This is a genomic window from Microcoleus sp. B13-B6, assembly GCF_036705405.1.
Lineage (GTDB): Bacteria > Cyanobacteriota > Cyanobacteriia > Cyanobacteriales > Microcoleaceae > Microcoleus.
The window spans coordinates 1-24,472 of the sequence record NZ_JAUBUJ010000118.1 but is presented as its reverse complement, the minus strand read 5'-3'; the positions used below and the strand labels follow the sequence as shown (position 1 = coordinate 24,472).

Genomic DNA, 24,472 nt, shown 5'->3' with positions numbered 1-24,472 from the left:
CTGGTGGCTGTGGGCTTTTTCATTCCTTTATTTTACCAGATGCCGCCACTTAAGTTTTTTTGACCTGAATCCTTACATTGAATCTTTCTATATCACAAGTTTTGCCCGTATCTCTCCCGACAGATTGGTGTCGCTTGCGAGGGAAAACTTTTTCCTATGCGACCTAAAAAGTTGTATAGTACAGGGCATATTGTCTGTAAACGGCTGAGAGCGAATCTCAGAAATCTGGGTCGCAAGAAAACAGGGATGTCTACAGCTTCATATAAAGCCTGTTTAGGCTTCGTTTGGGCTTAAAACGCAGTTTTTGTCCCGCTAAGCCAGGGATGATATTACACTGCGGGTTTTGAAGCAACAGGTAGAAACTTCTAATAACGCCACGCAACAACTGGAAGCGATGCTAAAGGCGTAATTATTCTTAGTTAATCGCTATACCCGTGAAATCTTGGAAAAATACTTCTCGTAAATTCCAGCTTCGTACTGCCCTCGTCGTTCCCTTCGTTCTGCAAATCGTCGCGGCGGTGGGGTTGGTGGGTTATCTTTCCTTCGGCAATGGGCAAATTTTTCTGTAGCCAGCATTGACCCTTTGAATAGCCCACCCACTCATGGAAATCTTATGAAACTCCAAAGACAAATCCTCTTAACAACGATCGGGCTGGTTTCCCTTGCCCTTGTTCCCACCGTTGCTCTCCTGACCTGGACTTCCCGACACGCTCTCCTCGCACAGACTGAAGCACAAGGTAAGCAAGTCGCTCAATCCCTGGCTCGCAGTGCTCAGTTTGTTGAGAAAGTTCCCAAAGATGTGGAAAATACGATCGCAGATCATATGCTTGCCCAAGCCACGATCTCGGCTCACCTGGTTGCTATAGCTGAAGCAGCCAATCTCAGCCCCCAACAAATCAATCAACGGTTAAGTGCGATCGCCAAAAAATCCGTCGTGGAGGAGTTCTGGATTACGGATGAAACTGGACGGGCTTATTTGAAGAATGCTCCCTTCGCGTTCACGTTTAGTCCTGATCGGGCTAAACAACCCCAGGCGTCTATGTTTTGGCCCCTCCTAACAGGAGCAAAATCTACCGTTGTTCAGGATGCCCAGGTGAGAGAGTACGATAAGCAAATCTACAAATATGTGGCAGTAGCAGGGGTCGATCGTCCCCGGATTGTGCAGGTTGGGTATAACGCTTCGTTTATTGAGCGGTTGCGCCAACAAGTTGGAATCAATGGCTTGATCAAGCGATTGTTAACGAGTGGAGAAATCGGTGGCATCTGGGTGGTCGGTCTCAACGCCACCACCAATGCAACGGGTGTGGCAGACAATTCTGGATTGAGTCAAATACTGAGTCCAACAGATACCCAAAGGTTGGAGGACAGTATAGCTCAAAAACTGACCCAAAGTTATCAAGAAGATGGTTTTTTGAAAGTTGCCACGCCGTTAATTGACGAGACAGGACAGATAACAGGGGCAATCCTGGTTTCACTCTCCACAAAACCTGTGCAGGCAGCGCTTCAGAATCAACTGTTATGGTCGCTGACAGTTTCAGCCGTGGTGCTAATAATCAGTTCGATCGTTGCCCTGCTGTTATCGTGGCGACTAACTCAGCCTGTGCTGCAATTAAGCGAGGCTGCATCTTCGTTGTCTACTGGCAACTGGGATCAAACTGTTCATGTCCAGGGGACTGATGAAATGCACGATCTAGCAACTGCATTCAACAAAATGAGCGGACAATTAAAGGAGTCTTTTGCAACACTTGAAGATAAAGTTAAAGAACGCACCGCAGAACTAGGAACCGCTAACGAAGAAATCATTGCCCTCAACGAGAGACTCAAGGAAGACAATCTCCGCATGGGTGCGGAATTGGATATCGTGCGTCAGATGCAGCAAATGATTCTGCCGACTGCTGAGGAACTGAAAATTGAAGGACTCGATATTGCCGCATACATGGAGGCCGCCGATGAAGTCGGCGGCGACTACTATGATGTCTTAAACACCGATGGCGTTGTCACTCTGGGCATCGGCGATGTCACGGGGCATGGACTTGAAAGTGCCATCTTGATGCTGATGGCGCAAACCGCCGTTCGTACCCTCAAGGAGATACGTGAAGTAGACCCGGTTCGGTTCCTAGATGCGCTCAACCGCACCCTTTACAAAAACGTGCAGCGCATGAAATCTCACAAAAGCCTCACCCTAGGGATTTTAAATTACTCCCAAGGACTCGTCAGCATTAGCGGTCAGCATGAAGAAACAATTATTGTGCGAAACGGTGGACAGGTAGAACGTGTCGATACGATGGATTTAGGTTTTCCTATTGGCCTCCACGATGACATTGCTGAGTTCATCAGTCATATTTCAATTGAGCTACAGCTAGGAGATGGTATAGTGCTATATACCGATGGTATTCCCGAAGCAAAAGACATTAAGAAAAAACAATATGGCGTGGAGCCGATGTGTGAAGTCATCAGCAAAAACTGGCATTTATCGGCTGGGGAAATCAAGCAAGCGGTGATTGACGATGTGCGGCGACATATCGGCAATCAAAAAGTATTTGATGATATTACGCTGTTGGTTTTGAAGCGGACGGAATTAGGCCTAGAAACAGAGTCACAGCCTCAAGCAGCCGCAGTGGTTGAGAGCGATCGCGAATACCTCGAAACCATAAACTTATGACATCAAACGGGAAAATTGTCGTCGGGGCGATCGCCTTAGCAGTCAAATTTACGAAAAAGTGGTGAGATATCTCAAACGCCGCCCCCCAACAGAGGCTGAATCTCAAGAGAACTCCAAAGCTGTAGTCAACTTCTAAATTTCTATGATTAAATCTATCTAATGATATATGGTATCAATGTAAAGAAAGCGATCGATCGCGGGATGAGCGCTCCCTTTATTGACATTAGTGCTTTCGGTCAATTAAAACTATTCACTCAAAGCCTTTCTAAATAGCGTAAGGCGCGCCAAGGCGCACCCTACCGGAGCGATCTGCAAGGGTAATTCCTATTCCTCTCAAAGCTTTTTCCGAGCTAAAACAGCTTTATTCTATTTTTTCTTTGACTCAGAAACTTCAGCAATCAAATCGTCTTTATCAACTTTCGGTACAAAATCCGGGCGTTCTTTGGCTTCCCAACCGGGTGGGCGCTTGGAGTTGTACCAGGCGATCGAGCCGATCGTAGCTGCAGCAATAAAGCCAGCAACAAGAACTAATATTGGAGTGCTCAAGCTGACACTTGATTCCGGCACGGGCTGCTGCATCAGCAGCTCAATCATTACTAGCTTGATGGGTGCAACAACAACTGCTATGGGAGTGGTCAAGCTGATATCTATCATCAAAATTCCTCGGGTCTGAAACCCCGTCCTTACAGGACGGCTTTACATTTAATTTGAATCCCCTTGCGGGTAGGGGGGTATGGTTGCCCCCCGTGAGGATATGGTTGTCATCAATCTCCCATTTCTGGGGTAAAGTTAGCTTTGCCAATGTTTTCTGAGCTTGCGCGGGCTAGCAGCACGGTTCCAGTGACCTTAGAACTGTTTAACTACTAGCGACAGAGCAGGGAACTAGCTTCGCATTCGCCCGGTGTCGTGACTCAAAAAACGTAGTCAGTTAAGACGCAAGGCGGGTCAAGATGGCTTGTTAGATTTCTCTTTCAAGCCTCATGCCGTCAGGGCTGAGGTTCTTGACTAGGCTAAATCCTTATCTACTCTACTTTTACATTATCTTAAGTGCTAATGCCGTGTGGTTGATATATCGGAAGACAGAAAAATTGACAGAATTGCCGTCATAATGTTTAGAGGTTGAAAATAGGAGAGCAGATTTTATGCCGTTGGGGACAATAGCATTGCTGTTGGCTGCGAGTTTCAGCCTGGGTGCTTTACCGCTAACGGGATGGGCGGTGCGAGTGTTTAGCCGCCGAGATTTGAGGGCGCTGGGCACGGGGAATGTGGGAGTGTCTGCAGCTTTCATTCACGGCGGGAAATTAGCGGGAATTGCTGCGGTGTTGGCGGAAATTGCCAGGGGTATTCTGCCGGTTTTGGCGGGGCGATTTTGCTTCCCGGATGCACCGGAGATCGCGATCGCCCTGTTAATTCCTCTAGTTGCGGGCAGATATGCGATCGCCCGAGGTGGAGGCGTAACCAACGCTGTTTGGGGTCTTTTGGTATTTTCGCCGCCGGTGGCTGTATCATCGGGCATTTGGGGGCTGCTGGTGTGGGGTTTGGCACAGCGGTGGTGGGGTGAGGGCGATCGGGCGAGACTCTTTGCTTCCCGTTGCGGGTGTCTGTGTACCCCAATCTGGGTTTGGGTGTGGCGTCAATCAATGCCCGAATTTTTAGCAGCAGCAGGATTAGCCTTTTTACTCTTCACAATTAGTCTTCGTCAGGGTGATGATATGGCTTTATCTAAATCAGACCAATTGTTTTCTCTTGATGACTCGTTAGATTCTGCAATCTGTGGCGATAAAGCAGCTAAATTGTCTCAACTGAAACGAGCCGGGTTTAATGTACCTTCTGGTTGGATATTATCCCAAGAAGCGGGCATCGGGCATCGGGCATCGGGCATCGGGCAGCGAGGAAATAGTGATGAATTGTCAATTTCCAATGCTTCCATTCACAATCTAAAATCCAAAATCCAAAATCGAATGATTGTGCGTTCTTCTGCTGCGGGAGAAGATGGCGATACGAGTTCTGCCGCCGGACAATATCAAACTATTGGCCCTGTTTTCACTGAAGCAGAATTACTCGATGCAATTAATCGCTGCCGCCAGTCTTATTGGACTTCCGAAGCTGTGGCTTACCGCCGACAGCGACAATTGCCAGACACCCAAATGGCTGTATTAATTCAGCCTTATATTGACAGCGAATTTGCGGGAGTCATGTTCAGTCGCAATCCTTTAGATGGCGGTTCCCAGATTATTATTGAAGCTTTACCGGGAGGGGCTGAATCTGTTGTCGGCGGACAATCTACTCCGGTTCATTTAGAAATTGATTTTAGTCAACCTGAATCCTTAGAAAAAAAATTAACTGAACTTCAAACTAATTCAATTATTGCTCAATCGATTTTAGCAGAATTGGTGAAACAAGCCCAAGCGATTGAAGCATTCTTTCACGGAATCCCGCAGGATATTGAGTGGAGTTGGGACGGGGAAAAAGTTTGGATTTTGCAAAGCCGCCCAATTACTAATTTACAGCCTTTTTGGACGCGCACTATTGCAGCAGAAGTAATTCCTGGTGCAATTCGCCCCCTAACTTGGTCGATTAATCGGCCGCTAACTTGCGGGGTTTGGGGAGAGATTTTTAAGGTGGTTTTGGGCGATCGCGCCAGTGGCTTAAACTTTAATGAAACGGCAACTTTGCTGGGTTCTCACGCCTATTTTAATGCGACTTTGTTGGGCGAAATTTTTCGGATGATGGGATTGCCGGAGCAGGGTTTGGAATTTTTGCTGAGAGGGCAAAAAATGGGCAAGCCGCCTTTGGGGAAGATTTTGCAGAATTTGCCTGGTTTGTGGCGTCTGGTGCAGCGGGAGAGGGCGCTGAATGCAGAATTTAAGGGCGATCGTACTTCTATTTTCCTCCCGGCACTGCAAAGTTTGGAGAAGGAAGGCACGACACGGGTTTTGACACGGATACACGGATTAATTATTGAGGATGAGTCAAAAGGAATTTTAATGCCCAATGCCCAATTCCCAATGCCCAATTCCCAATGCCCAATTCCCAATGCCCAATGCCCAATGCCCAATTATCAATATTTAACGGAATTGTTGGAGAGAGCGGAGCAAATTCAGGAGTGGCTGAAACCGATTACTTACTACAATATATTAGGGCCGATCGGGCTGGCTATTCGCAAGGCAATTTTTCGAGTTAATGATGACTGGCTGGCTAATGACAGCGCTCCTGAAATTGCTTCGGTGCGAGCTTTACAGCAGTTGGCTCAGAAATTGCGGCACGCTGCTGTTTCGCAGCCTGACGAAACTGTTTCAGTCGCACATTTAGGACAGACATTTGCGGAAACTCCGGCTTTACAAGCAGATTTTGAAAAGTGGCTTGATATTTACGGATATTTGAGCGATGTGGGAACGGATATTGCTGTTCCTACTTGGCGAGAACAACCGGAAGTTTATCAAAAGTTGCTAATAAATATGGCTCAAAAAGCCGAAACTAATTTAGTTGAGAAAGGTGAAATAGGATTGAGTTTTTCGCAGAAGTGGCGATTAGATAAATGTCAAGAAAGAGCGCTTGTCAAAAACGAAATTAGCGAAATTTACGCGCGGTTGTTGGCTCACCTGCGCTGGACTTTTTTGGAGATTGAAGCTTGCGGCTTGGCAATGCAGGTGTTTGAGGAAAGCGGGGATATTTTTTATCTGGAATTTGGGGAAATTCAGCAGTGGATTCGTAGCGGTGCAAGTGTTTCGTTTAAGGATACAATTAGCCAAAGGCGCGATCGCCTGGTAGCCGATCGTGATCGCCAGATTCCCCCCGTAGTCTACGGCAATTTGCTGCCAAATTCTCAGACAAGGGCGATCGACTCCGCAACATCAGAAACTAATATCATCCAGGGAATTCCAGCAAGTATTGGTCGTGTCGAAGGCTTTGTCAAGATTTGCCGCACCGCGAGCACAGATTTAGGAGAAAATGCGATCGCAGTAGTCCCATACACCGATGCAGGTTGGGCACCGCTGCTATTAGGAGCAACAGCAATTATCGCCGAAGTTGGTGGCCAACTATCTCACGGAGCAATTATCGCTCGCGAGTACAAAATTCCCGCAGTTATGAATATTTCTGAAGCTACAACTCGCTTGCGAGACGGTCAAAAAGTCCGAGTAGACGGGTATCTCGGCACTGTAGAATTGCTGGAATAATTAGGAACAGGCAAGATGCCTGTTCCACAAAGAGTTGATTTCTTGTGGAACAGGCATCTTGCCTGTTCCTAAAAAGATTATTGAAAATGGTGCAACATCTCAGCAATCTCGTAAACCCGTCCCAACTTTCCTAGGCTGTTAAGAAATTCTGGAGAACATAATTCCCCAGCTTTCTACCCGTACTTAAACCATCTACGTTAGCACTCATGAAATGGATGCCTCCGTAAATGCGACTCATGCCCGATTCATCGGCCGCTTCGCTGAAGTTTTGGTAGGTTCGCAAAGTGTTGACACTCCTGTCTCCCCGATCGGCAAAGCCGTAATCCGAACCAAAGACAGAACTCATAACAGGATCTGCGGCACCGCTAAAGGTACTGTGGCCCGACGTGTACTCAGGGAACGGGGGAGTAGTTAGCAGCGGAGTCCACAGGGGGTCGGCTGTGGTGTCGGTATTGTTGTCTGTCTCAGCTTGGCGGATAGCTGTCACCGGCCGCCATAAATTGTACTGGTACTTGGCATCCCAGCAACTAATAGCTGCATCGGCGAGAGCAATATTCAACAGGGCAAACAACCGGGCGCTATCTTCCAGGGATGTGGCGGTGAGAGTTGCTGTTTCTTCGGCGATTTGGTTCCAGTGACCCGGAGGCGTAAACGTCCCAGCGCCGTTGGCCCAGAATTTGGCGATCGCTGTTTGGTCTGGGGTGCGCGTAAGACTGTCACTTTTGCCGATTTCTTTGACGTAGTTAAGTTCCTCTGCGTACTTGGCGCTGTCGAGGGCGGGCGGGCCGGGCGGGCGGAACTGAGAACCGCTAGTCATGGCAAAGGGAGTAACTTGGGCCCACTGTGGCCCCAGCGCGGTGGCAAGGGCGGGGGGAGTCGGCACCCAACGGCCGGGGTCGGTTGAGGGGGTGTACTGCACTACTTTCGTGATGCCGTCTGTACTCCGCAAACTGATAATTTGGTCAGCAACTTGCTGTCCGAGGGCAATCCCGTCTTCTTTGGCTTTGCCATCGGTAATTTTAGCTAAAGACGATGCGTATGCTTCGTTGAATGTGGCTGCTTGCGCTGGGTAGAGGTTGACTAAGACGCCGTAGGCGGCCGCTGCGGTGGCTGCTTCTGCTGATGTACCTGCGGGTGGGTCTATTTCCACGAGGTAAGGGGTGTATTTTTTGCCGATCGAGTTAACAGCATCGTAAATGGCTGCGTGAACCATTGCCATGTTGCGGGAGGCGAGGGGAGGCGCGGTGCTGGCTGTCCGCACTGCATTCAGCAGGACTCCGTTCCACTCAATGACAGGGTTTCCCGATAGCTGATTTGTGAATTGGTCGCGGTTGATTGTGTTGCTGTTGACTCCTTGCAATACTGCTAAATACTCGCCCGTAATTTTGTCTTGAATTACTGTGCTGTTGCTGTTGACTCCGGTGCCTTGCTGGATGTTTAAATCTTCAAAGCTGAGGCCGTCTAGCAATCGAATTTTGTCATTGCCGTTGCCGAAGTCGGCGATGTAGTCGGCTGTGGCTAAAGTTGGGCCGCCGCTGCCTTTAGCAATGGCAAATATATCATCGCCTGTGCCGCCGCTCATGGTATCGCTACCTGCGCCCGCGTAGATGAGATCGTTGCCGGAATCGCCACCAATTAGGTCGCTGCCTTTGCCTCCCCAGAGGATGTCGTCGTCTGCACCGCCAACAATCGTATCGTTGCCTTGGTCGCCGCAGATTTTGTCTTTGCCGACATCGCCTCCGAGATAGTCGTCTCCGCTGTTGGCATAAATGATGTCGTTGCCATCCAAGGCGTTAAATGTGTCTGCTTGCGTAGTTCCTTCGAGATAGTCAAAGTTAGAACTAGGGGTCAGGGATGCCATGTTGATTTATTGGATATTTTGATTAAAGCGCATAGATTCCTACTGTCAGTAGATGCTTGAGTCTGTTTACCCCAGCTTTAATATTATTAAACTTTGTGGTTCGCAAGCAAACGCCACAACAAAGCTTTATTAAATCTTTAACGTTGAATGGGTTTTTGATGAACTTTTGCGCTGTAAATGTACGTCAAGATACTATTTAAAAAAGTTCCTCAAACAGTGCCACTTTGTTAAATCTTTACAAAAAAACAGTTTTTTTAAATTTTTATATAACCCCTATTCCATATCATAAATGAGCGGATTGTGTAACGGACTAAGTAGATATTTATTAAGCACTCCTCAAAGCTGCGATCGGGTCTAGTTTGGCGGCTTGGCGGGCGGGGACAACGCCGAAGAAGAGGCCTACTGCACCGGATACACTGACAGCCAGGGCGATCGCCACGGGTGATATTCCAGCTTGCAGGGGCGTGAAATTACCTACAAGCAAGATACCGCCGACACCGACGCAAGTACCGACTATCCCTCCGGCGGCGGATAAAATTACAGCTTCAACAATAAATTGAAACAAGATATCTTGTTGAGATGCGCCGATCGCCTTTCTGAGCCCGATTTCCTGAGTGCGTTCGCTAACGGACACAAGCATAATGTTCATAATCCCAATGCCACCGACTAATAGGGAAATGCTGGCAACAGCAGTTAACATCAGAGTCAAAGCGCCGGAAATTGCCCCCATTCTTGCCATTAAATCTTTTTGATTTCTGACAGTAAAATCATCTTCGGTAGTAATTTTATGCCGCAATCTCAGCAGGTTTTCCACCTGAAATTGCGCCGCATCCATTTGCGATTCATCTTTAATCGAAATAAATATCGACGTGACAGCCAAACCGTAGGGAGATTTGCGCCCAACTATGCGATTGGCCATTGTGGTGATCGGCACAGTGGCGGAATTATCAAAATTCGTACCAAAAGATGTGCCTTTGGGCGCCAATACTCCAATTACTTTGAGGCTGACATTTTTGATCCGCACTTGTTCGCCCAAGGGATTTGTATTGCCAAAAAGTTTCTCGGCCAATTCTGAACCGAGCACCACAACTTGGTTACTTTGCTTAACATCAAGTTCGGTCAAAAACCGCCCTTTTGCCATTTCAAAGCTTCTAACTTCTAGAAACTCTGGAATTGTGCCAAAAATTAGAGATGAGACATTTTTGTTGCTGTAGCGAACTATTTCAGAACTGTTAAGTTCTGCTGAGACGCCTTGAACGGATGGGACTTGAGTTGCGATCGCCTTTGCGTCTGGCAATACGAGAGTTTGAGGCGCACTTGAGATGGTACTTCGCCTAGCGTTGGGAACTCCCGGCCTAACTATCAATACATTTGTACCCAGAGATTGAACTTGTCCTGCTACAAATTTTTGAGCTCCTTCTCCCACTCCAATCATGGCAATTACTGAGGCATTGCCGACAATCATGCCAATCATTGTTAAACTGCTGCGAATTTTGTTGGCTAGTAGCGTTTGACCGGCCATTTTGACGCTTTCAATAAAATTCATAATTTGGGAATTGGGAATGGGGAATTGGGCATCGGGCATCGGGAATTGGGAATCGGGCATCGGGCATCGGGCATCGGAAATTAGTAATTGGTAATGGAAACCAACAAATAACTAATGACTACTGACTAATGACTAATGACTAATGACTTCTTAAGCACTTCTTAATGCCACAATCGGGTCGAGTTTAGCAGCTTGTTTTGCGGGCACAATGCCGAAAAACAAGCCGATACTGCCCGAAACACCGACTGCAAGTGCGATCGCCACTGGGGAAACGCTAGCTTGCAAGGGAGTAAAAGCAGCTACTAAAAGCACGCCGCCGATACCGAATCCAGTGCCGATCGCCCCGCCTGCCGCCGACAAAATCACAGACTCTATCATAAACTGAATCAGGATATCTTGCTGAGAAGCTCCGATCGCCTTTCTCAATCCAATCTCCTTCGTGCGTTCAGTAACCGAAACCAGCATGATATTCATAATCCCGATGCCGCCGACAAACAGCGAAATTGCCGCCACGAAAGCCAACATCAACGTCAAAGCACCAGTAATACTGCCCAAAGTATTCATTAAATCTTTCTGGTTGCGAACAGTAAAATCATCTTCTTTAGTAATTTTGTGCCGCAACCTGAGCAAATTTTCTATTTGAAATTGGGCCGCTTGCATCATACTTTCATCTTTGATAGCAACCGAAATAAATGTTACTTTTGTACCGTAGGGAGACGAGCGACCAACAATTCTGTTAGCCATTGTTGTCAGCGGCAAATAAACATTCATATCTTGATTGTCGCCAAAACTTGAGCCTTTCGCCTGCATGACACCAATCACTTGAAAAGTCGAGTTTTTGATGCGAATGTATTGACCAATTGGCTGTGTATTGCCAAACAATTGTTCTGCTGCTTCCGATCCTAAAGCCACCACATTTTCTTGTCTTTCTAAATCTAATTTGTTTAAAAATCGACCTTGGGCAACATCAAAGCTTCTGACTGTCAGAAACTCTGGCGTAGTTCCAACAATAGAAGATGAGACATTTTTGTTGCGGTAGGTAACGAGTTGACTGTCATTGAGAGTTGGTGCGACTTCTTCGACAGAAGGAACTTGAGATGCGATCGCCTCTGCATCTTCCACTACTAAAGTCTGGGGCGGAATCACCGGGCGGCTTTGCGCTTCAGGGCTTCCGGGAATAATAAATAGCAAGTTTGAACCCAGAGAGTTAACTTGTCCCTCGATAAATGTTTGAGCTCCTTCGCCAATACCGATCATAGAAATTACCGAAGCATTGCCGATGATAATTCCTAACATCGTCAAGGTGCTGCGAAGCTTGTTTGCCATCAAAGTTGTGACAGCCATTTTGACGCTTTCAACAATATCCATAATTCGATTTTAGATTTTGGATTTTAGATTTTAGATTGGGGATTATTGGATTTGAGATTGGGGATTGGGATTGGGGATTATTCGATTGGGGATTGGGGATTGGGGATTGGGAATTATTGGATTTTCGATTGGGGATTGGGGATTGGGGATTTGGGATTGGGATTATTGGTGTCAAATTAATATTTAAACCTATAATCAATCTCGCTTGTAGTCTAGTTTAGAGCCCCCTAAATCCCCCTTAATAAGGGGAGTAGGGGTTGACTTTGAATACTGTTGTCCCCCCTTCTTAAGAGGGACTTTGACTGCTCTTGTCCCCCCCTTCTTAAGGGGGGTTAGGGGGGATCTCCGGGGAAAGAAAACACCCTAGAGCGATCGAGATAAATAATGCCCCATGCCCCATGCCCCATGCCCCATGCCCCATGCCCTATTTCTGATTCTTGATAATATCCTCCAGCTTTTTACCTTGAGGAAGTTCGGTAAAAACGCGATCGCCCACTTTTGCACCCTCTAAAATCTGAATCTTGTTGCCAATAGTCGATCCAACCGTAACAGGCTTAAACTTCGGCTGTTGTTTCTCATCAGGAACCAGCACACCCGTTTGACCTTTATTAGTGACAATTGCCACCGTCGGCACAACTAAAGCATTGCTCAGCTTTTGACCAACAAATCTCAAATCTACATTCATCCCCGATTGCAGCGACTCTTTGCCCGTATCAATGGCAACTCGCACTTGAAATAGGGTCACATCCCGTTCCTTAACCGCTTCCGGTGCAATTAATTTAACGCGACCTTTAAACACTTTATCGGGATAAGCATCAGCCACTATTTCAACGACTTGACCCGGTTTAATTTGACTGATATCAGCCTCCGGGACTTTCGCCAAAACTTCCACATCTCTAGCTAGAGCGACAATCGATGTCGAAGTTGCCGAAGTTGCTTCCGAGGCAGAAGTTGCGGGAGTTACAAAAGCTCCTTGGATGGCGTATCTTTGGGTAATAATTCCAGCAAAAGGAGCGCGAACTTTCGTATCTTCTAACTGCACTTCTTGAAAGCGAACTTGAGCTTGAGCTTCGGCTAATTCAGCTTTAGCTTGAGCTATTTCTTCCGGGCGAGAACCGTTTTCTTGTGCGGCAAATTGGCTTTTTGCTTCAGCAACTGCTGCTTCTGCTTTGGCGATTTCTTCGGGACGGTTGCCGTTTTCTAGTTGTGCTAATTTGCTTTTAGCTTCGGCAACTTCTGCTTCGCCTTTGGCAATTTCTTCCGATCGCGTGCCGTTTTGCAATTGCTTCAATGCTTGCTGCTCGACTTGGACAGCAGCTTGCAGTTGCTGAATTTGGGACTCCCGACTTTCTTGTAGTTGTTGCAGGCGTCTTTGAGATTCTATTAATTTAGCTTGGGCAGTGCGATTTTCTTTAATTAATTCATCAAGTTTATCTTTAGCAAGAGCGCCTTCTTCCACTAGCGGTCGGTTGCGTTCCACCCGTTGAGCAGTTAGTTCCGCTTGGGCTTTACTCGAGTCAATTTGCGTTTGTGCTTGGGCAATTTCTTGTTTGACACTGCCGGTTTGAGCATCTGCTAAACGAGCTTGAGCTTGGGCTAAACGAGCTCGCGCTTGGCTGACTTCTTCAACGCGGCTGCCGGCTCGCAGTCGCTGCAAGCCTGCTTGAGTCTGCTGCAAGCGGGCTCTGGCTCCTGCAACTTCTTCAACGCGGCTACCGGCTTGGGCTTGCGCGAGACTGGCTTCGGCTTGCTCTAAGCGCGCTCGGGCGCTGGCGATGTCTTCCGATCGATTCCCGGCTTCAATTTTGGCGAGTTTGGCTCGCACGCTGGCTTCGCGGGCTTTAGCTTGAGCGAGTTGAGCTTCTACATCGCGGCTTTCCATGCGGGCCACGATTTGTCCTGCTTCGACTTTATCGCCCTGTTCGACAAATAATTCTGCTATGCGCCCGGAGCCTTTGGGGCTGAGATTCACGCGCTGTACGGGCTGCACGGTGCCACTGGACGTGATCCGCACCGTGAGGTTTTGCGCTTCCACCGGCACTGTCATAGTGGCGATCGCATCTACTTTCGGCTGCGATCGACTTTTTGCTATATATATTGTGGTCGGTACAGCTAGCAACCCGGCTGCAACCAACCCAATCGCCCACCGCTGCGGTTTGCGCGCGGGTTTCTTCGGAGACTGCTTTTGGGCGGTTTTTTTATCTGCAATTTTGGTCTCTGCGGCCTTGGTGTCTACAATCTGAGTATCTTCCACCTTGACCTGAGCAGTTTCCTTTTTAGGGCTAACGATCATACCGACTCACCTAATTTAATCTCAGGATTACCTTTAAAGGTAAAATTTTTGCTGATGCTCGGCATCGTCTTTCAGACTCATCCGATCGGGTGAATTTAAAAAAGTTCCCCAACCCGCACCTGTAAACAATTATAGCTAATCTTTGCAATTTATTAACAAATGTTAAGTTTTTTCAGCCAAAAGAGGTGGATCTAAACAAAATTGCTCCCGGCTGCTGGCAAATAAAAATATATTTTAATAAATAATATCATTTTTGGGAGATCGGGGCGTGATCCTCAGCAGCAACAAAGGCCGATCGGGCAGCGGGCGATCGACTAAACTCGGTCATTGCGGACTCGCGAACCCATCGCTGCGGGATCTGCCAGTGCGAATCTCGCAACGACACAGTATGGACACACTTATTCTCATAAACCCGGTTTCACGGGTAGCGGTGTGTAAACCCTGAATACATATTCGCCCTGTGCCCACAACAGGTTAAAATATTTTTCAAATCCGTTAAAAATGGAAAATCAAAACAATGAATCGCCCTCAAAGTGTTACAGTTTTGGCAATCTTGCAGCTAATTAGCGGCATTTTCAGTCTGCTTGACGGCTTGTTCATCTTACTTTTTGCCGGGATTTTTGGCGGCATCGGTGCGGCTGTCGGCGGGGCAAAAGTTGGCACTGTAATCGGCGGCTTCATTGCAATTTTTGCTGGAATTAGTTTTATTTTAGGCCTCCTCTCTTTACTCTTAACTTGGGGTTTGTTTCAACTCAAAAAATGGGCTTGGACGGGAACGTTAATTGTCCACATCATCGCTACCCTCGCGCAAATTGCCAAAATGTTGGGCAGCGGCGGTACAGCAGTCAATTTTTTAACTCTGGGTTTTGCAGTGGCTAGCATTTACTACCTGCAGCGGCCGGATGTTAAACAAGCATTTCGTGTCTGATTTCCTTTTCATTAACGGTACTGAATTCTCGGATCTAAAAAAGCATAGGAAATATCAACCGCCAGATTAATCAGTACAAAAGTTACAGCCACAAAGATTACTCCTCCTTGGACAATTGGGTAATCCCGCGTCAGAATACCGGTGTAAATCCAAGAACCAATTCCCGGCCACGAGAAAATCGTTTCAGTCAGAATAGCGCCGCCTAAAAGAGTGCCGAACTGCAAACCGATAGTTGTGACGATCGGCAAAAACGCATTTTTCAAAGCGTGTTTCAAAATTACCCAATATTCCGGCAATCCCTTCGCCCTCGCAGTGCGGATGTAATCTTGAGAAAGCACTTCCAGCATCGCAGAACGAGTGATGCGAGCTATAATAGCCAGAGGAATAGTTCCTAAAGTCAAAGCTGGCAGGATTAAATGGGCGATCGCATCCCGCAAAGCCGCCAAATCCCACCTCAGCAACGCATCCAAAACATAAACACCCGTAATCGACTTAAAACCAAACCCCAAATCTACACTAATTCGCCCGCTAGGAGGCAGCCATTTCAGATAAACAGCAAACAAATAAATCAACATCAATCCCAACCAATACACCGGCAAAGATACGCCAATTAACGAACCGCTCATCGCTAGATTGTCCAGCCAGCTATTTTTCCGAACAGCAGCCAAAATCCCCGCCGGAATTCCGATAACAAGTGCCACCAACATCGCCACCACAGACAGTTCAAAAGTAGCAGGCCAGCGACTTGTAATTTCATCAATTATGGGGATACCGCTAATAATGCTATTTCCCAAATCCAAGCGTAGCAAACTCCATAAAAAAGCCAAATATTGCAAAGGCAAAGGCTGATTTAAACCTAATCTCGCTCTCAAAATTTCCACCTGTTCGGGAGTTCCCCGTTCTCCCAAAAGCACTGTAGCTGGGTCTCCTGGTATCAAATGCAAAAATATAAATACTAGCAGAGTGATTCCGAAAAGGACGGGCAATAGTCCCAGCAAACGTTTTACAATATAATTAATCATGTTTTTAATATAGATTCTAGCGTCTCGGATTTTGCGGCTTTTTCACATATTATTATATGATTGGTAGGGGGTTTTTTATGAGCAATATTTGGCATGACTAAAAATATAGATAAACCCGCCCTTTTTTAGGGAACCACGAAGTGAAGAGGGCGGGTTTTTGAGATTGTCGGTATTAGGGCTATATTGTTGGTAAAACCCGCCCCTACACAATTAGATACAAGGAAAACCCGCCGCTTTCAAGACTTACTAACATCCTCAAAAGACTCAGACCCCAAAGGACTCGGAATCCAACCTTGAATATTCTTGCGTTTCCCTAAAAGCGGCTGCGAATGTACGATCGGCAAACGCACAGCTTCCCCATGCAAAATCTCGCTAACTTCCGCATAAATTTTCGCCCTAGCTGCTTTATCGCCACTCGCCCTCCCCTGATCCAAAAGTTCCAGAACTTTCGGATTTTTCCAATTTCCCAAATCCCCCGTGGAACCAGGCCCGAAGTGAGGATAATAAAAATTGTCTGGATCGCCATAATCTCCAGTCCAACCCATCATAAAAGATTGAAATCCGGGAGGTTTTAGCCGATCGGCTAAATAAGCAGACCAATCCTTTGTCAGCAATTTTACCCGAATCCCGATCGCGCTCAAATCCGCCGCAAATGCCTCAGCGATCGGCTTCGGCGTGGGAAAATAGGGACGGCCCACGGGCATATACCACAAATCCAAATCAAAACCGTTCGGATAACCGGCTTTCGCGAGCATTGCTTTAGCTTGCTGCGGGTTAAATTCATAATCTTTAACTCGATCGGACGCCGCCCAATTCAGCGCAGGCGGGATAAATTGCGAATCATGTTTTCCGAGTTCTCCCCAGAAAGCTTGGACTATGGCTGGCTTGTTAATGGTTTGGGCGATCGCCCGCCTGACTTCCGGTTTTGACAAAGGTTCGTAAGTCGGATTTAGCCCTAAATAACCGACATTAAAAGAAGGTCGCACAACAGCTTCTAAATTAGGATCTCCCTGAACTTCTTTCAGTTGATCCGGCGTTAAATCCACAGTAAAATCAAGTTGTCCTGCTCGCAACTGAGCCAGTCTCGCTGCCGGATCGTCAACAAAACGAATTACCAATTGATTGACTTTTGGCGTGCCAGTTTTCCAATAATTCGGATTTTTCTCCAAAACAATGCGATCGCCCGATCGCCATTCCTGAAACACAAAAGGCCCCGTCCCCACCGCCAGAGACCCCGGAGTGCCGTACTTAGCACCCGCTTTTTTCACCGCCGCCGGACTCGCCATCCCGAAATAACCCGACCCAATCGCCGACGGAAAAGCAGCAAAAGGTCGATTCAAAACAAATTTAATTGTAGACTTATCAACAACCGCCACATCTTTTACTAAAGAATCTTTTTCTCCCTTAAACCCGCCAAATAAATTTTTCCAAATCGGATAAGTCTTGCCCGCTTCTCGAAAACCGTTAGGATTTTTCGCATCCCACCAGCGCTCCACATTAAACTTAACAGCTTCCGCATCAAAATCCGTACCGTCGTGAAACTTTACCCCAGAACGCAACTTAAAAGTCCAAGTTTTACCATCTTTAGAACTTGACCATTCAGTAGCGAGACTCGGCTCAAGTTCCACAGTTCCCGGTTTGAAATCAGTCAAGCGATTGTAAATTTGGTCGATAACAATCACCGAATTGCCATCAGTAATATTTCCCGGTTCCAGATTTATCGGCGGCCCACCCGCACCGTAAACTAAAGCCCCAGCCGGAACCGCAGCAGGAGTTGTCGGAGTTGGAGAATTATTGCTAACCGTGTTTGAGGGCGTGCCGCAATTTGATAAAATTACAGCCATCCCAAAAACTATACTTAATAAAACTAAACGCCAGGGTTTTAACAATCTCATTTCAATAGCTCCCGTTTAATAGTAAATTGTACTCATGTAATAATAAAATGGTAATTCTCCCCGGCTCTTCCCTCTGCGAACTCTGCGCTCTCTGCGGTTAATTTAATAAATTCTATCAGGACTTACGCAACTGTCACAAGCGCTAGCGGCTAAGCACACCATCCGCCCAAAAACAAGACCCTAAACATAGTTAGGGATAGAACAGGCCAACTCCAGTTCTATCCTAACTATTTCTGAACCTATCAAGCAGCTTTTTCTCCAAAAAACTTTAGCCGTTTCAACCACTTCTGCCAGTATTCCAGCAATAGTTCGCGTTCCAACACAAATATTTCCGCATCTTCATCGGGAAGAGCCACAACAATCAAAGCATTAACAATTTTAGAACCAAACAGACTCTCACCATAGCATCGATTAATTGCCCCACCATAAGCAACTAACTGTAAAGGCTTGTCGTAGAGTTTTTCTACTCGCAGTTTAGGTTCTTCAGCAGTCGTCCACTCAATAGTGCATGGAACACCTTGATAACGGGCAACTAAATCAACTTTCCCAGCGTATCCTTCCACATAATTTGGCACAACTGTCTCCACCAACTGGACATCGCTAAGTTTCTCCAGTACAGGCTGAACGCTATAACAATAGGGCTGAATTAGGCTGGAAGCGGGAGATAACCCTTGCAAATAATCCTTAACCCACTGATGCAATAGTTCTCCCCGGCGACGGCTGCTTACAGCAATGCGATTTGCTTCTGTGTTTCCTACTTTCTTGCGCCAATTACAAAGAGCAGCTACAGACTCAAGCGGCTGTGTAGCCTTAAGTATCGTGGTAACTGCTGGTAGCAGAATGCCATTTTTGCCTTTGTAGTCAAACCGTCCATTAGCCCTGGTTCTTTTCATGATAAGAATCTCCCAAAAATTACTAAATTCAATTTCGCAATTTAGCTTTGGAGATATCTCTCACGTTGAGGCTGACTTAGACTGACTTAGGCTGACATATCTAGAATCTTCAGTTTCAGCCTGCTATTGAATAGCATTTTGGCTCCACAATAAGTAATATAAGAGCAGCCCTAACTGTGATTTAAGGCTAGATAGAAGATACTGAATTCGTTGTCAGGTAATAGAGAGGCTAGTCCATGTCAATGCCGCGTGACTTTTTAATTGAGATGGCTCGTAAGTATGCGCTTTCGCCAGAGCAAGAGGATGCTTTTGTACTCTGGTTTAGCAGTAACAAGACAGAGTTGGAGATAGCAACAGAACTCCATATCAGCAGCAGTGCGCTTACCACTCGCATGAGCCACGTTTACAAAAAGTTCAGTATCAACGGTAAAGGCCCAGGTAAATATGGTCGCTTGCTCAATTTTCTGACTGCTGAATATCGTAAATGCAAGGCTTCGGACTCTCCAACTTCTAATCTGTCAGAGGATGAGTTAAATGACTTGGTGCAAGAGGTGCGCCAGAATTGCCACGAGATGATTCAAGACCAGTGCGGTACAATGCGATCGCTCACGATGTCGCAACCCATTGACGTAAGTGACCTTTACACCAACGTCAATATTCTGGAAAAAATTACCAGTCATCGGCGGCGCGAAATTGATGAACTGTTGCAAGACTGTAACCCGGAAAACTTCTATCGCTTCGGGCTTGGCAGAGTAACTGATAAACGAATACTAGGACTAGAAGCGGTTGACAAATACTCAAAATTGATTGTGCTGGGTAAGCCAGGGTCAGGAAAAACCACATTTTTAAAATATTTAGCAATCCAGTGCGATCGAGGTAAATTTCAAGCTCATCGCCTTCCTATTTTTCTCACGCTCAAGCAGTTTGCAGAAACTGAAGGAAAACCTAGCTTACTGGAATACATCACCCAGATGTTTTCTGATTGTGATGTTTCTGCTGACCAAATAGCTGTCCTTTTCAAGCACGGTAAGGCACTGGTTTTACTCGATGGTTTAGATGAAGTAAAAGTTGAGCATAACAGCCATGTCATCAAGCAAGTTCTTTATTTATCTGACAAATTTCGCACCAATAACTTTGTAATGACTTGTCGGATTGCAGCAAAAGATTATACTTTTGAGAAGTTTACAGAGGTGGAAGTCGCAGATTTTGATGACAAACAGATAGCCACCTTTGCCCGAAAATGGTTTCAAGCTAAGGAACCCGCGAAAGCAGAGGAATTTATTCAACAGCTTAGGGAAAACAACCGGATTCGAGAACTGGCAACAAATCCGTTACTGCTAACGCTGTTATGTTTGGTGTTTGAAGAATCAGCCAAATTTCCCGGCTTACGTTCCGAACTTTATGAAGAAGGAGTAGATATTCTGCTGAGAAGATGGGATGAAACGCGAAAGATTGAGCGAGAGCAGGTTTATAAAAATCTCTCATTGCAGCACAAGAAAGATTTACTCAGTCAAATTGCTCTAACGACATTTCAGCAGGGAGACTATTTCTTTAAACAGAAACAACTAGAGCAGTATATTTCTGATTACATCCGCAATCTGCCCGATGCTCAAAACGACCCGGAGGCGTTGCAGGTAGATAGTGAAGCGGTGCTAAAATCAATTGAGGCGCAACATGGGTTATTGGTGGAACGGGCGCATAAAATCTATTCTTATTCTCACTTGACTTTTCAAGAGTATTTTATAGCCAGAAAAATTGCGATCAGTTGTAATTCATACATACCAAAGCAACAGGCTTGGCCAATTCTGATTAATAACATTACTGATAAACCCTGGCGGGAAGTGTTTTTTTTAGTGGTTGAAATGTTAGCAAGTGCAGACTGTCTGTTGTTTTATATGAAGCAGGCAATTGATGTACTTTTAGGGCATGATGAAAAGCTACAACATTTTTTGTATTGGATAAATCAAAAATCTTGCTTAATTCAACTTCCGTTTAAAAGAGCAGCAATCCGAGCGTTCTACTTCGATCTAGCTGTGGCTCCGGCCTCCACTCATTCGCCCGATCTTGATTGCTCTCTAAACCTTGCCTTTAAGGTTGATTCTAATTTAATAGGTTTCCACGAAAATTTTAACAACTCTCCTGTTGATTTGCATATCGATTTCTGTCTGTATGCCACTCTCGCTCATGCCATTAACGACTGTATCGATCCTGATTTTGTTACCCCTGACGGTGAGTTTGATTTTAATCTGTGGCAATCATTACAACAACTTGAAGCGGAACTGCCTGATTGGAAAGATAGTCTTTCATTTGATAAGTGGCAAGCCGAAAATGGTCAACTTTGGACGAAAAAATTCAGAAGTTTGATTATAAAGTATCGCAATATTGGTCATAACTGGCAGTTTAACGACTCACAAAAGCAACTATTACAGCAGTATTACGATGCCAATAAGCTGCTGATAGACTGTCTAAATAGCGCTTGTAATGTATCTCCTGAAGTGCGCGAAGAGATAGAAGAAACATTGTTATTGCCAAAAGATGAAATTAAAAAGTATAAGTAAAAGCACCGACTCTCGTCCGTGTGTTGAGAATATCTTCCAGATCGGTCAATTAAGTTAACCAAGACCAGCCAATGCAACTAATCTGCTTGAAGCCGATCGCAATTAAAACCAAACAGAATCTAAATATATTCTTCACTTGTCCCCTATTGACAGATCATAAAAAATTGTCCGCTCTCAAGAAAGCCCCGTGAATGACGTACCAAAAGCCCAAGCGATGACTGATCCAGAAGTGGAAGCACTGTTAGATAGCACCGGCGGTTTATTGAAGCTAGAAAATATGGAACACGCCGATGATATCATGTTGGAATTCGCGGGAATTTCCGATCGCGATCGAGTCACACTCGGCGGCGTCGTCCATACCCACAATTCCAAAAAACCCCTGAACACCAACGTCCAAATTACCGATCGCACATTCATTCGAGGGCTAAATCTCAACCCACACCTTTACATTAGGCGTCGCAACCAGCATGAAAGCCAACGTTTGCAACCCAGCTAGAGGGGTCATTCGATTTGAGATTTGAGATTTGAGATTTGAGATTTACTCCATGAATCTGGGAGCTTGAAGTTTCGTCTAAAATTTTTATTTCTCCACGACATCGGGGGCTTGTATCCGTTTTTGGGCGGGTCACAAATGACAAAGCTATCGATTAATTCGATTGTTGGAAATGCAATCTACCTGTGGAGCATAAACATTCCTTTCCCCACCCAAAATATTTTTGAATATCTGCATATAACAACCCGATTCGGGATTCCAAAACATCAATATTTCTCTCTTTTCTCTTTCTCTGCGCCCTCTGCGCCCTCTGCGGTTTGTTAAAAAAAATCTACTTTACTTCAAGCAATACGATGGCTATAGGCGATCGCACCCACCCTACAAATCAAAACTCTCTTCACCAATACTTCCCAGTTCCCCGCTACCCAGAAACTCTTCCTCCTCTACTTCCTCACTCCCAGACTCGAAACTTTCCACTACAAACGGCAAACCAGCCGCCATCAAACCCCGTTGAACCAGTTCCGGCGTTTCCTCAAACAAAACAAATAGCGGATGAACAGCCTCAGCTTCATCGCTGTAAATATGTCTGTAGCGGTGTGGCATCACCCATTCGTAACCTTTATCGAGCCAAACCTGAGACTGCCGCCAGCGGCCGAGCAACTCAGAAAACTCTTCGCCCGGACGATGAATGAAAATCAAAATTTCCACTCCAATTTTAACTTTCCATTCAGGATCGCACATCAAAATCGCCAAATCGCAGGGCAAACAAACTGCCTGTCCGGGCGATATGCTAGTGCCGCTGCTTCCCGCATAAGAAACCCCGTCCCGCAAGCGCGCAATTGGCAAAGGAATTGTGATTAAACTCTCATGGGCGCGGCGGATACTCGGAATCATTTCCATGTAAACCCGATATTTTTTCAGCAGGGCGATCGCCGCCGAAGATTCGCTGTACTCTGCTAGTAAAGTCTCGTAATGTGATTGTTTAACAGACATATTCAAACCAAAGAATAAGTAATTACTAATTTGCTCATTGCTAATCGATCGCTTCTAGTTACTAGGAAGACCCCATTGGTGACAACTTAAGCTCAAGTTCCCCCCTTCGGAGAACTTGAGCTTGCCTCCAGGCCTTGCTGTGTAACGCGAACAGCGATTGAAGCATTTATGGCTATGGGCTACAAATGTCGGGAGAATGCTTACAGCCTTTTTATTTACAAGGTTTGAGCCATGTGCAGTCTCAAGATTAAGCCCGATACGATGCCTCTCTGTTATTTTATGCCGCTCGCCTGAACTTCATCAGAGCCAAAAAGCTAATCTGGTCTCTAAGGTGTGACTCTGGGAGCAAAATGGGAAAACGACGTACTATAAATCCAGATCATATTCGCCATCGGAATGTACCAGTTCGCCTCAACTGAAGTGATAGCAGCCAGGCAAAAATTGCTCTCTCCCCTAGTCTATTCAAGAATCGAGCGTGTCTTCAGAGCTGAGTGTGTCAATACCCCAAGCTCAAGAGCGCGATGCGGCAACCTTATAACTCATAAGATTGATCATAAGTCAACATAAAACCTAAATCTTTACAAAAATCGACTAATTTTAAAGACTTACTAAAGCACTGAGGGGTTGTACCGCTTGTGAAAACCTAGGCAAACCTAGGTAAACTCTGCGGTATAAGCTTTAAACGTTCTTTCTTAGCGCTTGCGCTTCCTCGGTATCGAGGTTGACCAAGAAACTCCAGTTAGAAACGGTATAATAATTACAACGACGTAATATTACACCGGAACGTTTGATTTTTTTATTCAGTTGGTTCCACTCGCTCCAAACGTGCTTTTCCGGGTTCACCTCGGAATAGGCGGTTAAGGAGCGAGGTATTCTTTCACTTAATTTCATGGCTCTGCGAGCAATGACCAGAGAGGCAGATTCGTCGCTAGCTAGACCATACATTTTTAGATATTTTACCAAACCGATAATACTTGAATAAGCCGGATTGACTACAATTAGCTCAATTCCGCGATTCGATAAAATAGAATTGAGTTGTTTGTAGAACTCGCTGTATGCCCAGCCTGACAGCATCCGGGCATACTTTTTACCCTTCTCTCCTAAAGATTCTTTTTTTGCTGAGAAATCAAGTTCTTCGCAAACTACAGGACATTCAAATTCCACAGCCTTTGCTGCTAATTGCAGGCAAGCATTAACGATCTGAGCCTGTTGCTTGCCATTCGGTAAGCCCATCTGCAATGGAATCTGCCCTTTGGCTTGGAGATTCCCTTCAGTATCAACATACGCCCACCCAATAGAATTAAACTCAGCCAGGCTGTCACCAACCCCGCTGGTCTTCAAAACCGTGCGTGAAAGTTTCCCTTCACACGGCTCCTCAATGATTTGGTGCTTGTCACGCATACCTCATTACCCATTTATCCGCGACTTTTTCAAGTTTTCTGGTGGGCTTAGGCTCGGCACTATTACAGCCGGATTTTGTACCAAGACTGCCATCATTGGCTGTCTTTGTGTCGTGGCAATGTCTGTGTAGTAGTTGCAAATTGTCGTAGATATCCTTACCACCTTGCGATTTAGGGATTTTATGATCAACTTCTAACACATCGTTTTCACGGAAAAACAAATCGCAGTGGGTGCATTTCCCTTTTTGCTTTTTTAAGAGTGTTGCCACTTTTTTGGGCATTTCCGGGTTTTTTCCCATTCTTGTACTCCAATAGTCGGGTAGGGCAGGGACATTGCTGTCCCCTTCCCCCCTAAGAACCGTGCTTGCAAGTTTCCCTGCAC

Annotated in this window: 16 protein-coding genes and 1 pseudogene; 6 read left to right on the top strand and 11 right to left on the bottom strand. The window is 46.0% G+C overall.

The genetic code is table 11. From position 1 onward, the window contains the following. Positions 1–434: 434 nt before the first annotated feature. Both QUB35_RS33810 and QUB35_RS33805 read left to right on the top strand, forming a co-directional pair. Positions 435–569: a hypothetical protein gene (locus QUB35_RS33810; RefSeq protein ID WP_333146579.1), complete on the top strand. Its 135-nt coding sequence runs from the start codon at positions 435–437 to the stop codon at positions 567–569. A 44-nt stretch (positions 570–613) separates the two neighbouring features. Next, entirely contained in the window at positions 614–2,662 is a 2,049-nt protein-coding gene (locus tag QUB35_RS33805; protein ID WP_333146577.1) for a SpoIIE family protein phosphatase, read from the top strand. 366 nt (positions 2,663–3,028) lie between these two features. Here the strand turns inward: QUB35_RS33805 and psb35 are convergent, their stop codons facing one another. Then, a complete protein-coding gene (psb35, locus tag QUB35_RS33800) occupies positions 3,029–3,241 on the bottom strand; it encodes a photosystem II assembly protein Psb35 (RefSeq protein WP_333146583.1) in 213 nt (70 codons plus the stop codon). A 563-nt stretch (positions 3,242–3,804) separates the two neighbouring features. Between psb35 and QUB35_RS33795 the strand changes: the two genes are divergently transcribed. Further along, a complete protein-coding gene (locus tag QUB35_RS33795; protein WP_333146575.1) occupies positions 3,805–6,840 on the top strand; it encodes a glycerol-3-phosphate acyltransferase in 3,036 nt (1,011 codons plus the stop codon). A 130-nt stretch (positions 6,841–6,970) separates the two neighbouring features. On the opposite strand, the gene QUB35_RS33790 is transcribed toward QUB35_RS33795, so the two are convergent. The 4 genes from QUB35_RS33790 to QUB35_RS33775 all read right to left on the bottom strand — a co-directional run bounded on the left by QUB35_RS33790 (position 6,971) and on the right by QUB35_RS33775 (position 13,908). After that, positions 6,971–8,701, bottom strand: a complete 1,731-nt coding sequence (locus QUB35_RS33790; RefSeq protein ID WP_333146573.1) for a chemotaxis protein CheB — start codon at positions 8,699–8,701, stop codon at positions 6,971–6,973. Between the two features lie 325 nt (positions 8,702–9,026). Further along, positions 9,027–10,247, bottom strand: coding sequence for an ABC transporter permease (locus QUB35_RS33785; RefSeq protein ID WP_333146581.1), 1,221 nt, complete (start codon positions 10,245–10,247; stop codon positions 9,027–9,029). Positions 10,248–10,397: 150 nt separating this feature from the next. Then, the gene (locus QUB35_RS33780) at positions 10,398–11,615 is read right to left on the bottom strand and encodes an ABC transporter permease (protein WP_333146571.1); all 1,218 of its coding nucleotides are present in this window, start codon (positions 11,613–11,615) and stop codon (positions 10,398–10,400) included. 424 nt (positions 11,616–12,039) lie between these two features. Continuing rightward, the gene (locus tag QUB35_RS33775) at positions 12,040–13,908 is read right to left on the bottom strand and encodes an efflux RND transporter periplasmic adaptor subunit (RefSeq protein WP_333146569.1); all 1,869 of its coding nucleotides are present in this window, start codon (positions 13,906–13,908) and stop codon (positions 12,040–12,042) included. A gap of 517 nt (positions 13,909–14,425) precedes the next feature. Between QUB35_RS33775 and QUB35_RS33770 the strand changes: the two genes are divergently transcribed. Then, complete coding sequence (locus tag QUB35_RS33770; RefSeq protein WP_333146567.1) at positions 14,426–14,836, top strand: hypothetical protein; 411 nt, start codon at positions 14,426–14,428, stop codon at positions 14,834–14,836. Positions 14,837–14,847: 11 nt separating this feature from the next. Here QUB35_RS33770 and QUB35_RS33765 read toward each other — a convergent pair whose 3' ends face one another. The 3 genes from QUB35_RS33765 to QUB35_RS33755 form a co-directional block, all read right to left on the bottom strand. Then, positions 14,848–15,858 carry an ABC transporter permease gene (locus QUB35_RS33765; protein ID WP_333146565.1) on the bottom strand — a complete coding sequence of 337 codons (1,011 nt, stop codon included), beginning with the start codon at positions 15,856–15,858 and terminating at the stop codon, positions 14,848–14,850. 236 nt (positions 15,859–16,094) lie between these two features. Next, positions 16,095–17,753 carry an ABC transporter substrate-binding protein gene (locus QUB35_RS33760; protein WP_333146563.1) on the bottom strand — a complete coding sequence of 553 codons (1,659 nt, stop codon included), beginning with the start codon at positions 17,751–17,753 and terminating at the stop codon, positions 16,095–16,097. 242 nt (positions 17,754–17,995) lie between these two features. Continuing rightward, a complete protein-coding gene (locus QUB35_RS33755; protein ID WP_333146560.1) occupies positions 17,996–18,646 on the bottom strand; it encodes a hypothetical protein in 651 nt (216 codons plus the stop codon). Between the two features lie 236 nt (positions 18,647–18,882). On the opposite strand from QUB35_RS33755, the gene QUB35_RS33750 reads away from it, so the two are divergent. Both QUB35_RS33750 and QUB35_RS33745 read left to right on the top strand, forming a co-directional pair. Then, complete coding sequence (locus QUB35_RS33750) at positions 18,883–21,204, top strand: NACHT domain-containing NTPase (protein WP_333146558.1); 2,322 nt, start codon at positions 18,883–18,885, stop codon at positions 21,202–21,204. A gap of 202 nt (positions 21,205–21,406) precedes the next feature. Then, positions 21,407–21,713 (top strand): annotated as a pseudogene (locus QUB35_RS33745) (saccharopine dehydrogenase-like oxidoreductase); the annotation flags it as partial. A gap of 362 nt (positions 21,714–22,075) precedes the next feature. Here QUB35_RS33745 and QUB35_RS33740 read toward each other — a convergent pair. The 3 genes from QUB35_RS33740 to QUB35_RS33730 all read right to left on the bottom strand — a co-directional run. Further along, complete coding sequence (locus QUB35_RS33740; RefSeq protein WP_333056059.1) at positions 22,076–22,690, bottom strand: hypothetical protein; 615 nt, start codon at positions 22,688–22,690, stop codon at positions 22,076–22,078. Between the two features lie 678 nt (positions 22,691–23,368). After that, positions 23,369–24,091 carry an IS200/IS605 family accessory protein TnpB-related protein gene (locus QUB35_RS33735; RefSeq protein ID WP_333146556.1) on the bottom strand — a complete coding sequence of 241 codons (723 nt, stop codon included), beginning with the start codon at positions 24,089–24,091 and terminating at the stop codon, positions 23,369–23,371. Then, the coding region (locus QUB35_RS33730; protein WP_333146554.1) for an HNH endonuclease signature motif containing protein at positions 24,084–24,472 on the bottom strand (389 nt) is incomplete at its 5' end. The genes QUB35_RS33730 and QUB35_RS33735, both read right to left, overlap by 8 nt.

Bases quoted from the DNA above. Each gene is read 5' to 3' on its own strand.
- QUB35_RS33750 (WP_333146558.1), top strand. From the start codon at position 18,883: ATGTCAATGCCGCGTGACTTTTTAATTGAGATGGCTCGTAAGTATGCG.
- QUB35_RS33760 (WP_333146563.1), bottom strand. From the start codon at position 17,753: ATGAGATTGTTAAAACCCTGGCGTTTAGTTTTATTAAGTATAGTTTTT.
- psb35 (WP_333146583.1), bottom strand. From the start codon at position 3,241: ATGCAGCAGCCCGTGCCGGAATCAAGTGTCAGCTTGAGCACTCCAATA.
- QUB35_RS33795 (WP_333146575.1), top strand. From the start codon at position 3,805: ATGCCGTTGGGGACAATAGCATTGCTGTTGGCTGCGAGTTTCAGCCTG.
- QUB35_RS33785 (WP_333146581.1), bottom strand. From the start codon at position 10,247: ATGAATTTTATTGAAAGCGTCAAAATGGCCGGTCAAACGCTACTAGCC.
- QUB35_RS33790 (WP_333146573.1), bottom strand. From the start codon at position 8,701: ATGGCATCCCTGACCCCTAGTTCTAACTTTGACTATCTCGAAGGAACT.
- QUB35_RS33770 (WP_333146567.1), top strand. From the start codon at position 14,426: ATGAATCGCCCTCAAAGTGTTACAGTTTTGGCAATCTTGCAGCTAATT.
- QUB35_RS33765 (WP_333146565.1), bottom strand. From the start codon at position 15,858: ATGATTAATTATATTGTAAAACGTTTGCTGGGACTATTGCCCGTCCTT.
- QUB35_RS33805 (WP_333146577.1), top strand. From the start codon at position 614: ATGAAACTCCAAAGACAAATCCTCTTAACAACGATCGGGCTGGTTTCC.
- QUB35_RS33775 (WP_333146569.1), bottom strand. From the start codon at position 13,908: ATGATCGTTAGCCCTAAAAAGGAAACTGCTCAGGTCAAGGTGGAAGAT.
- QUB35_RS33740 (WP_333056059.1), bottom strand. From the start codon at position 22,690: ATGTCTGTTAAACAATCACATTACGAGACTTTACTAGCAGAGTACAGC.
- QUB35_RS33755 (WP_333146560.1), bottom strand. From the start codon at position 18,646: ATGAAAAGAACCAGGGCTAATGGACGGTTTGACTACAAAGGCAAAAAT.
- QUB35_RS33780 (WP_333146571.1), bottom strand. From the start codon at position 11,615: ATGGATATTGTTGAAAGCGTCAAAATGGCTGTCACAACTTTGATGGCA.
- QUB35_RS33735 (WP_333146556.1), bottom strand. From the start codon at position 24,091: ATGCGTGACAAGCACCAAATCATTGAGGAGCCGTGTGAAGGGAAACTT.